At 65.6% G+C, this 576-nt stretch carries 1 protein-coding gene; it reads left to right on the top strand.

The features are described 5' to 3' along the window. Positions 1-576 (top strand): condensation domain-containing protein (locus AC5Y6X_RS24390; protein WP_499989711.1); only part of this gene is annotated, 576 nt, incomplete at both ends.

Here is a 576-nt window from a genome sequence, read left to right as displayed (position 1 = left end):
GCGCAGCACACCACCGTCAACACCGTGCTGCAGGCGGCTTGGGCGCAGGTGCTGATGTGGCTGACCGGCCACGACGATGTCGCGTTCGGCACCGCGGTCTCCGGTAGGCCGGCCGACATCGGTGGCGCGGAATCCATTGTGGGGCTGCTGATCAACACGGTGCCGGTGCGGGCCAGCGTCACCGCGGCGACCACCGTCGCCGACCTACTCGGCCAGCTGCACGGCGCCAACAACCGCACACTGGATCACCAGCATTTGGCGCTGCACGAGATTCATCGCGCCACCGGACACGAGCGATTGTTCGACACGCTGTTCGTCTACGAGAACTACCCGATCGAAACCGGCGCATTAGCAGGCGCGGACGGGTTGGCTATCACCGACTTGACCACCCGCGAACACAACGACCATCCGCTGACCATGCAAGCCATGCCGGGTCACCAACTGAGCCTTCGCGTCGAGTTCGACACCGACGTGTTCGATCCGGAGAGCATCGAGGCGCTCGTCGAGCGGTTGCAGCGGTTGTTGGCGGCGATGGCCGCCGACCCCGGACGGCGGCTTTCGTGTCTGGATGTGCTC

The organism is Mycobacterium sp. NGS26 (genome assembly GCF_059813025.1).
Note: the sequence above shows the minus strand (reverse complement) of the source record. Positions and strands in the feature narration are given on the sequence as shown.